At 50.4% G+C, this 12339-nt stretch carries 13 protein-coding genes; 5 read left to right on the plus strand and 8 right to left on the minus strand.

Going from position 1 to position 12339, the window contains the following annotated elements; all coding sequences use genetic code 11:
* Positions 1-27 precede the first annotated feature (27 nt).
* Positions 28-2589 (minus strand): DNA mismatch repair protein MutS, encoded by a 2562-nt coding sequence (mutS, locus tag GC128_RS15425; protein ID WP_151995056.1) that lies wholly within the window; start codon positions 2587-2589, stop codon positions 28-30.
* A 249-nt stretch (positions 2590-2838) separates the two neighbouring features.
* Between mutS and mltB the strand changes: the two genes are divergently transcribed.
* Complete coding sequence (mltB, locus tag GC128_RS15430) at positions 2839-3912, plus strand: lytic murein transglycosylase B (protein WP_151995057.1); 1074 nt, start codon at positions 2839-2841, stop codon at positions 3910-3912.
* Positions 3913-3949: 37 nt separating this feature from the next.
* Here mltB and gutQ read toward each other — a convergent pair whose 3' ends face one another.
* The 7 genes from gutQ to srlA all read right to left on the minus strand — a co-directional run bounded on the left by gutQ (position 3950) and on the right by srlA (position 8883).
* Positions 3950-4915, minus strand: a complete 966-nt coding sequence (gene gutQ, locus GC128_RS15435; protein ID WP_151995058.1) for an arabinose-5-phosphate isomerase GutQ — start codon at positions 4913-4915, stop codon at positions 3950-3952.
* Positions 4908-5681 carry a glucitol operon DNA-binding transcriptional repressor SrlR gene (gene srlR, locus GC128_RS15440; protein ID WP_151995059.1) on the minus strand — a complete coding sequence of 258 codons (774 nt, stop codon included), beginning with the start codon at positions 5679-5681 and terminating at the stop codon, positions 4908-4910. Before srlR ends, gutQ begins: the two co-directional genes overlap by 8 nt.
* Before the next feature lie 68 nt (positions 5682-5749).
* The gene (gutM, locus tag GC128_RS15445; protein WP_151995060.1) at positions 5750-6109 is read right to left on the minus strand and encodes a transcriptional regulator GutM; all 360 of its coding nucleotides are present in this window, start codon (positions 6107-6109) and stop codon (positions 5750-5752) included.
* Between the two features lie 80 nt (positions 6110-6189).
* Complete coding sequence (gene srlD / locus GC128_RS15450; RefSeq protein WP_151995061.1) at positions 6190-6969, minus strand: sorbitol-6-phosphate dehydrogenase; 780 nt, start codon at positions 6967-6969, stop codon at positions 6190-6192.
* A 19-nt stretch (positions 6970-6988) separates the two neighbouring features.
* The gene (gene srlB, locus GC128_RS15455) at positions 6989-7351 is read right to left on the minus strand and encodes a PTS glucitol/sorbitol transporter subunit IIA (protein WP_151995062.1); all 363 of its coding nucleotides are present in this window, start codon (positions 7349-7351) and stop codon (positions 6989-6991) included.
* A gap of 8 nt (positions 7352-7359) precedes the next feature.
* Positions 7360-8325 (minus strand): PTS glucitol/sorbitol transporter subunit IIB, encoded by a 966-nt coding sequence (gene srlE / locus GC128_RS15460; protein ID WP_151995063.1) that lies wholly within the window; start codon positions 8323-8325, stop codon positions 7360-7362.
* 9 nt (positions 8326-8334) lie between these two features.
* Positions 8335-8883, minus strand: coding sequence for a PTS glucitol/sorbitol transporter subunit IIC (srlA, locus tag GC128_RS15465; RefSeq protein ID WP_151995064.1), 549 nt, complete (start codon positions 8881-8883; stop codon positions 8335-8337).
* A gap of 290 nt (positions 8884-9173) precedes the next feature.
* Between srlA and GC128_RS15470 the strand changes: the two genes are divergently transcribed.
* The 4 genes from GC128_RS15470 (at position 9174) to pncC (ending at position 12293) form a co-directional block, all read left to right on the plus strand.
* Complete coding sequence (locus GC128_RS15470) at positions 9174-9899, plus strand: metal ABC transporter ATP-binding protein (protein WP_407643510.1); 726 nt, start codon at positions 9174-9176, stop codon at positions 9897-9899.
* Positions 9896-10780: a metal ABC transporter permease gene (locus GC128_RS15475; protein ID WP_151995065.1), complete on the plus strand. Its 885-nt coding sequence runs from the start codon at positions 9896-9898 to the stop codon at positions 10778-10780. The genes GC128_RS15470 and GC128_RS15475 overlap by 4 nt, the downstream gene beginning before the upstream one ends.
* A complete protein-coding gene (locus GC128_RS15480) occupies positions 10777-11655 on the plus strand; it encodes a metal ABC transporter substrate-binding protein (protein ID WP_151995066.1) in 879 nt (292 codons plus the stop codon). Before GC128_RS15475 ends, GC128_RS15480 begins: the two co-directional genes overlap by 4 nt.
* A gap of 128 nt (positions 11656-11783) precedes the next feature.
* Entirely contained in the window at positions 11784-12293 is a 510-nt protein-coding gene (gene pncC / locus GC128_RS15485; protein WP_151995067.1) for a nicotinamide-nucleotide amidase, read from the plus strand.
* The last annotated feature ends 46 nt before the right edge of the window (positions 12294-12339 follow it).

Below are 12339 nucleotides of genomic sequence, written 5' to 3' on the forward strand. Positions count from 1 at the left end.
CGCTTTTTTTATGGTTTTAGTCAGGTGTTACACCAGGTTTTTAAGCCGATAAATCCACTCCAGCGCCTGTCTTGGCGACAGCGAATCCGGGTCTAACGCTTCCAGAGCTTCTACCGCAGGCGAGGTTGCCTCAGCAACTGACAGCAACGACATCTGCGTACCATCGACTTGCGTGGCAGCCGTGTTATTAGAAAGCGTTTCCAGTTCACGTAGTTTTTGACGTGCTCGTTTAATCACATCTTTTGGTACACCAGCCAGCGCCGCAACGGCCAGGCCGTAGCTTTTGCTCGCCGCACCGTCTTGCACACTGTGCATAAAGGCGATGGTGTCACCGTGTTCGATAGCATCAAGATGCACGTTTGCCACACCTTCCATTTTTTCTGGCAGCGTCGTCAGCTCAAAATAGTGCGTGGCAAACAGGGTCAGTGCTTTGATGCGATTAGCCAGACTTTCGGCACAGGCCCAGGCTAATGACAGACCATCGTATGTGGAAGTCCCACGACCAATTTCATCCATCAGTACCAGGCTATTCTCGGTGGCGTTATGCAAAATATTTGCCGTCTCGGTCATCTCAACCATAAAGGTTGAACGCCCGGAAGCCAGATCGTCAGCCGCGCCTACGCGTGTGAAAATACGGTCGATTGGCCCGATCTCTGCCTGCTGTGCTGGAACAAAACTACCGATGTAGGCAAGCAGTACGATCAACGCCGATTGGCGCATGTAGGTGCTTTTACCCCCCATGTTAGGACCGGTAATAATCAACATGCGGCGTTGAGGTGCGAGACTTAGCGGGTTGGCAATAAACGGCTCACTAAGAACTTGTTCGACGACTGGATGACGACCATCAACCACTTTAATCCCCGGTTTATCGGTCAGTTGCGGACAAGTGTAATTCAGGCTGTAAGCGCGCTCAGCAAGGTTAACCAGCACATCCAGTTCCGCCAAAACAGTAGCACTTTGCTGCAACGCTTCAAGATGTGGCAACAGCGCATCGAACAACTGATCGTAGAGCTGTTTTTCCAGTGCAAGAGCTTTGCCTTTCGACGTGAGAACTTTGTCTTCGTACTCTTTAAGTTCAGGAATAATATAGCGCTCGGCGTTTTTTAGCGTCTGACGGCGCACGTAATGAATCGGCGCGTGGTGACTCTGGCTGCGGCTAATCTGGATGTAATAACCATGCACGCCGTTAAAACCGACTTTCAGCGTATCCAAACCAAGCTTTTCACGCTCGCGGATTTCCAGTTTATCGAGATAATCTGTCGCGCCATCAGCCAGCGCACGCCACTCGTCTAACTCTTCGTGATAACCTGGCGCAATCACGCCACCGTCGCGTACCAGCACTGGCGGGGATTCCACTACTGCGCGCTCGAGTAATTCACGCAGCTCGGTGAACTCACCCATATTTTCGCGCAGGGTCTGTACATATTCTGTTGGCACATCGGCCAGCATTTCACGCAATTCAGGCAGTTGTTGGAAAGCGTGGCGCATGCGCGCTAAATCGCGTGGACGCGCAGTGCGTAGTGCCAGACGCGCCAGAATGCGTTCCAGATCGCCAACCTGACGCAGCACCGGCTGTATTTCAGCGTTACGCTCTTGTAAGGCTGCGATGGTCTGCTGGCGTTTTTGCAGCACGTCGATGTTGCGAATTGGCATGTGCAGCCAGCGTTTCAGCATGCGGCTACCCATCGGCGTGACGGTGCAGTCCAACACGGAGGCGAGCGTATTTTCAAAGCCACCAGACAGGTTCTGGGTTATCTCCAGATTACGGCGTGTTGCCGCATCCATAATGATGCTGTCTTGCTGGCGGTCCATGGTGACGGAGCGAATATGCGGCAGGGAAGTGCGCTGCGTATCTTTAACGTACTGCAGCAAGCAGCCCGCGGCACACAAAGCATGATGAGCATTTTCAACACCAAAGCCAATCAAGTCGCGGGTACCAAATTGCATATTCAATTGTTGGCGTGCGGTGGATATTTCAAACTCCCACAGTGGACGACGACGCAAGCCACGGCGGCCTTCAATCAAACGCGTCTGGGCAAAATCTTCCGCATACAGCAGTTCAGCTGGATTGGTACGCTGAAGTTCGGCGGCCATGGTTTCGATATCTTCAGGCTCTGACAGACGAAAACGCCCGGAGCTGATATCAAGCGTCGCATAACCAAAGCCTTTACCGTCTTGCCAGATTGCAGCCAGCAGGTTGTCCTGGCGCTCTTGCAGCAGGGCTTCATCGCTGATGGTGCCTGGTGTAACGATACGCACGACTTTGCGCTCGACAGGCCCTTTGCTGGTGGCCGGGTCGCCAATCTGTTCGCAAATGGCGGCAGATTCACCCAGATTCACAAGCTTGGCTAAATAGTTTTCGATGGCGTGATGTGGAACACCCGCCATTGGAATCGGTTCGCCCGCGGATGCACCACGTTTAGTCAGAGAGATATCGAGCAGTTGCGACGCACGTTTTGCATCGTCATAAAACAACTCGTAAAAGTCGCCCATGCGATAGAACAACAGGATCTCAGGATGCTGAGCTTTCAGGCGCAGATACTGCTGCATCATGGGGGTGTGGGCGTCTAAATTTTCCGTTGTACTCATAGTTTTTCTTTTTTAATCCATTGAATTAAAAGTTAATTGTGATTTTTTATTATTGTTAGTGTTCACATTATCTCATGAAGCTGATTTGTCGTGAAAAGCTTCGCTATTACACCACATAACTCTGCGATCACACATTGCCAAAAGGCAGGAAAACTTCGCATCGTCTCGCAGAGTCTGTTACTACCACTGTGATTTTGATTTACCATAAGTAATACACATTCGTCGTTAGCTATATGGATATCCCAACACATGCGTTACTCCGTCGCGTTACTTCCGCTTATTGTTTTGCTCGCTGCTTGTAGCAGTAAACCGAAAACAGAAACACAGCCTCAACAAACCGGCACGCCTACTGGGGGGTTCTTGTTGCAACCGCAGCATGATGTGTTTATACAGACGGGGGATTTTGCTAACAATCCAGAAGCTGAGAAATTCATCGATAAAATGGTGAATAAGCATGGTTTTGACCGCCAGCAATTGCACGAAGTGCTTTCTCAGGCCAAACGACTGGATTACGTTTTGCGTTTAATGGACCAGCAGGCACCGACTACTGCACCACCAGCAGGTCCAAACGGTGCATGGCTACGCTATCGCGGCAAATTTATTACCCCTGATAATGTGCAAAATGGTGTCGCGTTCTGGAATCAATATGAAGACACCCTTAAACGCGCATACCAGGTTTACGGTGTGCCACCAGAAATTATTGTTGGAATTATTGGAGTTGAAACACGTTGGGGCCGTGTGATGGGGAAAACGCGGATTGTCGATGCACTTGCTACGCTCTCGTTTGCCTATCCTCGCCGTGCGCAATACTTCTCTGGCGAACTGGAAACCTTCCTGTTGATGGCGCGTAACGAAGGCGATGACCCGCTGGCATTGAAAGGTTCATTCGCTGGGGCGATGGGCTACGGCCAGTTTATGCCTTCGGCCTTTAAAGAATATGCGGTGGATTTCAATGGTGACGGCCATGTAAACCTGTGGGACCCGGAAGATGCTATCGGCAGTGTAGCGAACTACTTCAAAGGCCATGGCTGGGTGAAAGGTGATTTGGTTGCGGTTCCTGCCAACGGCCAGGTGCCGGGGCTTGCGAACGGTTTTAAAACTAAATATTCCGTTTCCGCGCTGGCTGAGTCTGGTTTAAGCCCAACCGCTTCTCTGGGCAACCACCAGGAGGCAAGCTTGTTGCGCCTGGATATGGGCGATAGCTACCAGTACTGGTATGGTTTGCCGAACTTCTACACCATCACTCGTTATAATCACAGCACGCATTATGCGATGGCGGTCTGGCAGCTAGGTCAGGCGGTTGCGCTGGCTCGCGTTCAGTAACAGAATGCTCGCCCCTCATGGGGCGGGCATCGTAAACTTAAAGAATCCCCGCTTGATGGAAGTCGTGCAGGTTTATTGCACCCACTAATTTTCCGCCTCCATCCACTACGGGCGCGGCACTGATGCGTTTTTTCATCAGTATCTCTTTAGCATCAATAGCGCGAGCTTCAGCATTGAGTACGATGCCGGAACGGGTCATTGCAGCATTAATGGATGCTTCAAGTTTTCCACCTCCAACCAGCCAACGGCGAAGGTCTCCATCGGTAAATACACCTGTTACCAAGTTGTCTTGACTACACACCGCTACCAGGCCAAGACCGGTGCGGCTTAACTCCAGCATGGCATCCATCACTGTGGCATTATCTGTAACGACCGGAAGTTGATCTTCTGTGCGCATCAGATGGTGAACGCGATTCAACAAGCGAGCACCCAGAGCCCCAGCAGGATGGGAACGCGCAAAATCTTCTTCATTAAAGCCGCGTTCTTGCATCACGGCCATCGCCAAAGCGTCACCCATCATCAATGTATTTACTGCGCTTGATGTTGGAGCAAGGCGCATTGGGCAAGCTTCACGCTCCACGGAAATATCCAGCGTGGCGAGCGCGGCTTTCGCCAAAGGTGACTCAGATTTCCCGGTAATCGCAATCAGTGAAATGGCTTTCTCCTGTAAGCGTGGGATGATCAGATCAAGCTCTTTGGCGGTGCCAGAATAGGATATAAACAGCAGAATATCGCGGCTTTCAATCATGCCCAGATCGCCATGCAATGCTTCCGCAGGGTGGACAAAGAAAGCGGGGGTTCCTGTGCTGGCAAGTGATGCAGCAATTTTCTTACCGATATGCCCGGATTTCCCCATGCCGGAGACGACCACTTTTCCCTGGCAGGTCAGTACCGCGTTTGCGGCGGCAACAAAATCTTTGCCCAAACGATCCGGCAGACGGCTGGCTTCTTGTAATTCAAGGAGTAATGTTTCCCGCGCGGCATTGATCATACGTTCACTCATGGTCACCTCCAGTCACGATAACGTTCACACCTTTTTCCCGTAGCGCAGTTAAAAATTCTGCGCTGATACCGCTGTCAGTAATGATGGTATCGACACTCTCCAGACCGCAGACGATATTCGGACTTTTACGACCAAATTTTGAAGAGTCGGCCATCAGGATCACCTGGCGCGCAGCACTGCACATTGCCTTGCTGACGGTGTAGACCTCGTTAAAAGTCGTCACTCCCGCATTCAGATCTATGCCATCGGTACCCATAAACAGTTTGTCGAAGCTGAAATGTTCGAAGGCAGTTTCGGCCAGTTGACCATGGAACGATGCCGATTTTTTACGGAAAGTTCCGCCAGGCATCAGAATGGTTTGTTCGTTATCCAGTTCTGAAAGTGCATTCACGATATGCAGGCTATTGGTCATCACTGTGATGTTGTTGAAACGCTGGAGTAGGGGAACCATCTGTAACACGGTGCTGCCCGCGTCCAGAATGATGGAGTCGCCATCATGGATGTACTGGACTGCTACATCGGCAATTTTCTGTTTTTGCTCAGTATTAATGAGCGTTTTATGGTCAATTGGCGGGTCTGGCTCATCTTTACTGAGCACGACGCCGCCATAGGTACGTATTACCGAACCGGCAGTTTCCAGTAAGACCAAATCTTTACGAATCGTCGTGCCCGTTGTTTGAAAATGATGAGCGAGATCTTCTACAGAACACTTTCCCTGTTTTTGCAGGTGTTCCAGAATCGCCGCCTGCCGTTGACGTGGTTTCATAGGTTCTTATTACCTTGCAATAATTTCCGATTTGCTAATTCCGCAAGCAATAAGCATTCGAAACGAAATTAACCTTGTTTCAATTTGAGCGCTAATGATAGTGCATTCTGACAGTTCTGATCATGGGGGAAGATCACATCAGGCTTTAATTGCTGACGGTTATGTCCATGTAACTGTGACACGGGCTGTGGGCGGGCGAAAATAGTCAGACCTTTCATCATTAAACTGTCGCGAACGTTTTGCTGTTCGTCAAAAGCCAGAGCAATCACAACACGAGGTTTGAAACGGCCGGACGAGCGGCCAATCCCAACGTGGCCCTGTTTACACAATTGGTCGAAAGCACGATTGAAGTTGCGAATTTGCCAGCCACCCAAAATGAGTTGGCTTAGCCAGGCGATGACCGCGAGAGCGATAAGTGCATTAACCATGGATTCTCCTGAAAGTATTGGTGGATGTCGCTTACGCTAATCCACCCTATAACTGCTGTTCTCCGGGGGAATTGGGAGAGTTAGAACATCACCTGCCCGCCGGTCACATTGATAGATTGCCCGGTGCAGTACGACGCTTTTTCGCTGGCATAAAACAGCAGCGTATTAAGCACATCCTGGTAGTCGCAACCGCGTTTGAGGGGCACTTTGTCGACGTAATACTGTTCGACCTCGTCGGCTGCAATGCCAAGCTTTTGCGCATATTGCGGCAATAACGATTGAAACATTGGGGATTTCAAAAGGTTGCCGAGCATCAATGAGTGAACGGTAATCCCGTACTCCGCCAGATCCAGCGCCAGAGATTGTGTCAGCCCCACACCGCCAAACTTGGCCGCGCTGTAACCGGAGTTATGTTTGCTGCCCACTTTGCCCGATTTAGAATTGATCTGGATGATGCGGCCTTTGATGTTGTCGCGGATCATTAAGCGTGAGAACTCTCTGGCGCACAGGAAGTAGCCCACCAAATTCACCTGTAGCGAGCGGTCGAAATCGCCTAGCGCAAAATCACCAATAAATGCTGCTTTGGCAATGCCTGCGCTATACACCAGCAAATCGACCTGGCCAAAAATCTCATCGACTCCCTGCGCAAGGACCGTCACACTTTGTTCGCTCGTCGCATCTGAACCGAATCCCCAGGCCATTCCTGCACCGTATTGTTCGTTAATCTCCTGTGCCACGCGGGCCGCTTTTTCACTCTGAATGTCTACTACGGCTACTTTGTAACCTTCCTGAGCAAGCCCATGGCAGAGAAACGCCCCGAGCGTTTGCCCTCCACCGATGACAACGGCAACTTGATTCATATTTAACTCCTTCAATGACTTATGCGAAAAATGTTAACCGGCAACCGGGTTCAATTCCCTCTGGTAGCGGGCCTTTTACGTGAACGGTGCCGGGGTATTCCGGCAAAACTCCGCCATCAAAACGCAGGGTGATATGCCCTAATTCCTGTAAATTTTGCTGGGCAACATCACCCACTGCGGTGACGTCGTAATGCTGACCGTTGAGTTCAAAGCTAATGCCGGGGCGCAAGGTGCCAGTTAGTGGCCCGGGATTATGGATAAAGCAGAAATCCTGAATATCCGCAGGCGCACCTTCCCGGAAGGTAATCAGCATGTTGTCTTCCAGCGCTTCACGGGCGTGTTGGCCAATATGAGTGATGGTGGTCATATAAATAGTCTGCATTGTGGCTCCTATTGATAGATAAAACCGGATACCAGCCAGGCAATCAATACCGTTGGAGCACCCGTTAAAAAACGGCCAACCAGCACAGACGGCACGCCGACACGAACGGTATCCTGGCGGGCTTCAGCCAAAGAAAGGCCAACGGGAATAAAATCGCAGGCGGCCTGGGCGTTAATGGCAAACAGCGCTGGTAGGGCCAAATGTGGCGGAATATGTCCCTGACCAATTTGTACGCCGATAAGCACACCAATGACTTGAGCGATAACTGCGCCAGGTCCCAGGAAAGGGGATAGCAGCGGGAATGAACATATAAGAGCCAGAGTGATTAGCCCTATTGGGTTATTCGCTAATGGAGCCAGGCCGTGAGCGATCCAGTCGCCAAGCCCTGAAGCTATGATGATGCCAATCAGTGCGGAAACGAATGCCATAAAAGGCAGAATAGTTTTCAGTACTGTGTCGATGGTGTCGCGCCCGGCCTGGAATAAAACGGCCACTGCGGAACCCATTCCCATGCCTACTTTTGCCAACAAGCCATCACTCTGTTCGGTGATTTTTTTGCTGGTGTCGTAATCACGCATGGGGGCCTTTTCTGCAACCTGTGACTCACTGTTTTCCCAACGGATGTTTTCTTCCCGGACCGCCGAGACATAAATATCTTCAACGATGTACTGCGCCATCGGGCCTGATTTACCGGTGGCATGAATATTAATGGTGGGAATACGGCGTTTTGGGTACAGCCCGCAGCGTAAAGTGCCGCCGCAGTCGATCACTGCCACGGCAATTTCCGCTTCCGGTGGCTCACCTTCTTTAAAGGCATCCACGGCTTCCCAACCCGTCATTTCACTGAGTTTGTCGATTATTGCCGGACGTGTGCCAGCGGTGATATAGACGATCTTTTTCCCCGATTCGACCGGCAGAATCAACGGGCCACCCCAACCACCTTGGCCTTTTTCAATACGAATGCTTTGAGTCATGATTTTTCCTTAGAGTCGTACCTGACGTTCAAGCTCAATACCCATTTTCTTCTCGAAAATCGATGTAGTGAGATCCGTTATCCAGCCGCGGAAAAAGTTAGTAACCAAGCCTACCAATAGGTAGCTCACCGCGAGTGGGCCAAGCGGTAGACCCAACGTGGTTAACCCGCTGGCAATACCCAGATAAACAAAGAGTTCGCCTGGATTAATGTGTGGAAAGAGGCCGTTCATGGAATGGCAACTGTAGGAAGCTGCGGCGTAATAGCTGGGTTTATACTTCTCAGGCATAAAACGCCCAAGGCTGAGTGTCATCGGGTTGCAGAACACGAAAGTGCCGATGAAGGGTAATAGCAGGTAACGGGATACGGGGTTGCCAGCGCAACGTTGCGCCATCCGTTCAATACGATGCTGGCCGATAAAATTAATCAGCGCGTTCATTACAACCAGCAGGCTTATTAGTAGTGGAAGAATACCGGTCACCATACTGGTAAACACTTCTCCCCCTTTCTGAAACAGGCCAATAAACCATTCTGCCCCGTGGGTAATCATGTCGATCATTGTTATCTCCTGTAGGGTAAATGCTCACTGTTGTACTCAGTGGCGATTAATAATAATCACTTTGAAACATTAAAAGATGTTATTTGGATCTCATTGTGAAATATAAATCGATCGATTTGAAAGATTTTGTGATGGCGGGGTTTGTGATTTACAAAATGATAAGCGTGGTTTATGTTATGTTATAACAAATCAAGTTAAATGGTTTATCCCGCAATGCTTCCTATACGGACACTATTCACAGTGGCTGCGCCTGTACGATTTTGCGCGGTCTTAATTCTGCTGGCTGGGTTATGGCTGGCTATTCGCTGGGCGATAGCACTGCCATGATCTCGCTAAATCAGCTAGTACTGGGTTATCAGGGAAGGGCAGTGACATCGCCATTAACCGGCCATATTGTGAAAGGCAGTATGACGGCCATCATCGGTGCCAATGGCACAGGGAAATCGACCCTTCTCAAGACGATCCTGAAGTTACAGTCGCCCGTTTCTGGGCAATTGTCTTTTACTGAGGGGCGTCCACGTATTGCATGGCTGCCACAACTTGCCGAAATGGAAAGGCAGTTTCCTACCACGGTTTACGATGTGGTTTGCATGGGAGCATGGCCCGCTCGAGGTCTGTTTTCCTCGTTGAATCGCCAAATCCGTCTGCGGGTAGCCGATGCCATTGAGCGTGTTGGTCTTACTACATTGAGCAAGCAACCCATCGAAACGCTTTCCGGCGGCCAGTTTCAAAGAATGCTATTTGCACGCCTGTTGGTCCAAAACGCGCCATTAGTATTGCTTGATGAGCCTTTTACCGGCGTTGATTCACAAACCAGTGATTTTTTGATGACGCTTATCTGCCAGATGCATCAGGCGGGCCAGACAGTTATGGCGGTGCTGCACGATAACGAGCTCGTTAGCAGACACTTCCCGCAGGTTTTGTTGCTCACGCAAGACCATTTCCATTGGGGCGATACCGCTGAAGTACTGCCCCATTACTGCAAATCAAGTATCAATCTGGCGTTATCCGCATGATTTATCACTTCTTCTTTGAACCGTTTATTGCTTATGGCTTTATGCGACGCGCACTCGTCGCCTGCCTTGCACTATCGATAAGCACAGCCCCACTGGGGATCTTTTTACTTTTACGACGTATGAGTCTGGTGGGGGATGCACTGTCTCACGCCATTTTGCCTGGCGTTGCTGTGGGGTATTTACTGGCTGGTATGTCGTTGGTTGCGATGGGGATTGGCGGCTTTGTTGCGGGTGTGCTGGTGGCGCTAATTTCAGGACTTGTCAGTTCGCGCACCAATCTTAAAGAGGATGCCAGTTTTGCCGGTTTTTATCTTGGCTCGCTGGCGTTGGGGGTCACGCTGATTTCATTACGTGGTTCCAGTGTTGATCTACTTCATCTTCTATTTGGTTCTATTCTGGCGGTGGATAGCCAGTCAACAATCTTTGTTGGCGTGATAGCCAGCGTGACGTTGCTTATTCTGGCCGGTTTATATCGTGGACTGGTGATGGAAACTTTCGACCGCAGCTTTTTACAGGTCAATAATCGCCTGGCTCCTCATCTTATTCACGGTGTATTTCTCGCGTTGTTGGTACTTAATTTAGTCGCCGGGTTTCAAATCCTCGGGACCCTAATGTCTGTCGGTCTAATGATGCTTCCCGCTGTTTCGGCACGCTGCTGGGCGAAAACCCTGCCAGGGGCGATGTTCATCGCTATTGTCTGCGGTTTGTTGTCGGCCTGGATTGGGCTTGCATGGTCTTTTGCCGCCGCATTGCCAGCGGGCCCTGCCATTGTTCTTACGGCAAGCGTCGGCTTCTTTATCTCGATTCTTTTTGGTTCGCGCAGCGGGCTGGTTCGTAGCCTTTGTCGAGGCTTGATAACAACAAGCAAGGGGAATAAATGAAACGTTTTGGGATGATGGTGTCATTGGTGTTGGCGTGTTCAAGCCAGGCTGCATTGGCGAAAAACCTCAATGTGGTTGCCAGTTTTACCGTATTGGCAGATATGGCAAAACAAGTAGGTGGTGAGCATGTCACGGTGAAAAGTCTGGTGGGGCCAGATGGCGACCCACATAGCTTTGAACCGTCACCGCAAGACAGCGTGGCGTTAAGCAAAGCAGATGTGGTTATCGTAAGCGGGCTGGGAATGGAAGGGTGGATGGACCGGCTGGTCAGCGCATCAGGCTATAAAGGTAAGGTGATTGTTGCTTCCGACGGTATTTCTACGCGCAAGATGATCGATGACGGTAAACAAATTACCGATCCTCACGCCTGGAATAGCGCTGAAAATGGCGCAATCTACGCACAAAATATTACCAGGGCGCTGGTGGCTGCGGACCCGGAAGATGCAGAGGCAATCAACGACACTGGTTCCGAGTATGTTATCCGCCTGAAACTGCTCGATAGTTGGGCGAAGACGCGCTTTGAAGCTATTCCGAAATCAAAGCGTAAAGTGCTTACCAGTCATGATGCATTTGGCTACTTTGGCCAGGAGTATGGCGTGACTTTCATGGCGCCAGTGGGCTTCTCGACCGAAGCGGAAGCTAATGCCAGTGACGTTGCTGGGCTAATTAAGCAGCTCAAAGAACAACACATCAAAACTTACTTTATAGAAAATCAGACTGACCCTCGGTTGGTAAAACAAATTGCCGCTGCGAGTGATGCCCAACCGGGTGGCGAACTATATCCAGAAGCGTTATCAGCCGCAAACGGGCCAGCCAGCACTTACGAGATAGCGTTTAAGCACAATGTGGATGCTATCGCTAACAGCATGAAGTGATTTAACCGGCCAGCATTCGCTGGCCGTTCTTTTTTCTGGAAGTGCCTCGAGTTATCTAATGTAATCCTCTGCAAGAGCGGTTAAGTGCTATCGTGTAGCCCTGCGCTATGTCTACAATCGGAGCCAACATGACAGATAAAACATTGCGTCAATTAAGTCACCAGGTCGGCGAAGCACTCGGGCATCTCGGTGCGACCGTTACTACAGCAGAATCTTGCACCGGTGGTTGGATTGCCAAAGTGATTACTGATGTTTCAGGCAGTTCCGCCTGGTTTGAACGCGGTTTTGTTACCTACAGTAATGAGGCTAAGCACCAAATGATTGGTGTTGATAGCGGAACGCTGGAAACTCATGGTGCAGTTAGCGAAGCCGTGGTGCGTGAAATGGCACAAGGTGCACTTTATGCGGCCGCTGCGGATTACGCGGTAGCTGTCAGTGGTATTGCCGGGCCCAATGGCGGTAGTGAAGAAAAACCTGTCGGAACGGTGTGGTTTGGTTTCGCTTCAAAACTTGATGGTACCATCGCCAACTGCCAGATTTTTGCAGGTGGCCGTGATGCCGTTCGACGCCAGGCCACTGAATATGCGCTGCAAACCCTGTGGGAAGAATTTCTCAAAAATAAACTTGATACTGTATGACCATACAGTATAATTGGCACAACAAAACAGCATAGTAAGCAGCGTG

Origin of the sequence: Buttiauxella massiliensis (genome assembly GCF_902500225.1) — a bacterium.
GTDB classification, from domain to species: Bacteria; Pseudomonadota; Gammaproteobacteria; order Enterobacterales; family Enterobacteriaceae; genus Buttiauxella; species Buttiauxella massiliensis.

Excerpts from the sequence above, each read along its gene's own strand:
- mutS (WP_151995056.1), bottom strand. The coding sequence starts at position 2,589 with ATGAGTACAACGGAAAATTTAGACGCCCACACCCCCATGATGCAGCAG.
- mltB (WP_151995057.1), top strand. The coding sequence starts at position 2,839 with ATGCGTTACTCCGTCGCGTTACTTCCGCTTATTGTTTTGCTCGCTGCT.
- gutQ (WP_151995058.1), bottom strand. The coding sequence starts at position 4,915 with ATGAGTGAACGTATGATCAATGCCGCGCGGGAAACATTACTCCTTGAA.
- srlR (WP_151995059.1), bottom strand. The coding sequence starts at position 5,681 with ATGAAACCACGTCAACGGCAGGCGGCGATTCTGGAACACCTGCAAAAA.
- gutM (WP_151995060.1), bottom strand. The coding sequence starts at position 6,109 with ATGGTTAATGCACTTATCGCTCTCGCGGTCATCGCCTGGCTAAGCCAA.
- srlD (WP_151995061.1), bottom strand. The coding sequence starts at position 6,969 with ATGAATCAAGTTGCCGTTGTCATCGGTGGAGGGCAAACGCTCGGGGCG.
- srlB (WP_151995062.1), bottom strand. The coding sequence starts at position 7,351 with ATGCAGACTATTTATATGACCACCATCACTCATATTGGCCAACACGCC.
- srlE (WP_151995063.1), bottom strand. The coding sequence starts at position 8,325 with ATGACTCAAAGCATTCGTATTGAAAAAGGCCAAGGTGGTTGGGGTGGC.
- srlA (WP_151995064.1), bottom strand. The coding sequence starts at position 8,883 with ATGATCGACATGATTACCCACGGGGCAGAATGGTTTATTGGCCTGTTT.
- GC128_RS15470 (WP_407643510.1), top strand. The coding sequence starts at position 9,174 with ATGGCTGGCTATTCGCTGGGCGATAGCACTGCCATGATCTCGCTAAAT.
- GC128_RS15475 (WP_151995065.1), top strand. The coding sequence starts at position 9,896 with ATGATTTATCACTTCTTCTTTGAACCGTTTATTGCTTATGGCTTTATG.
- GC128_RS15480 (WP_151995066.1), top strand. The coding sequence starts at position 10,777 with ATGAAACGTTTTGGGATGATGGTGTCATTGGTGTTGGCGTGTTCAAGC.
- pncC (WP_151995067.1), top strand. The coding sequence starts at position 11,784 with ATGACAGATAAAACATTGCGTCAATTAAGTCACCAGGTCGGCGAAGCA.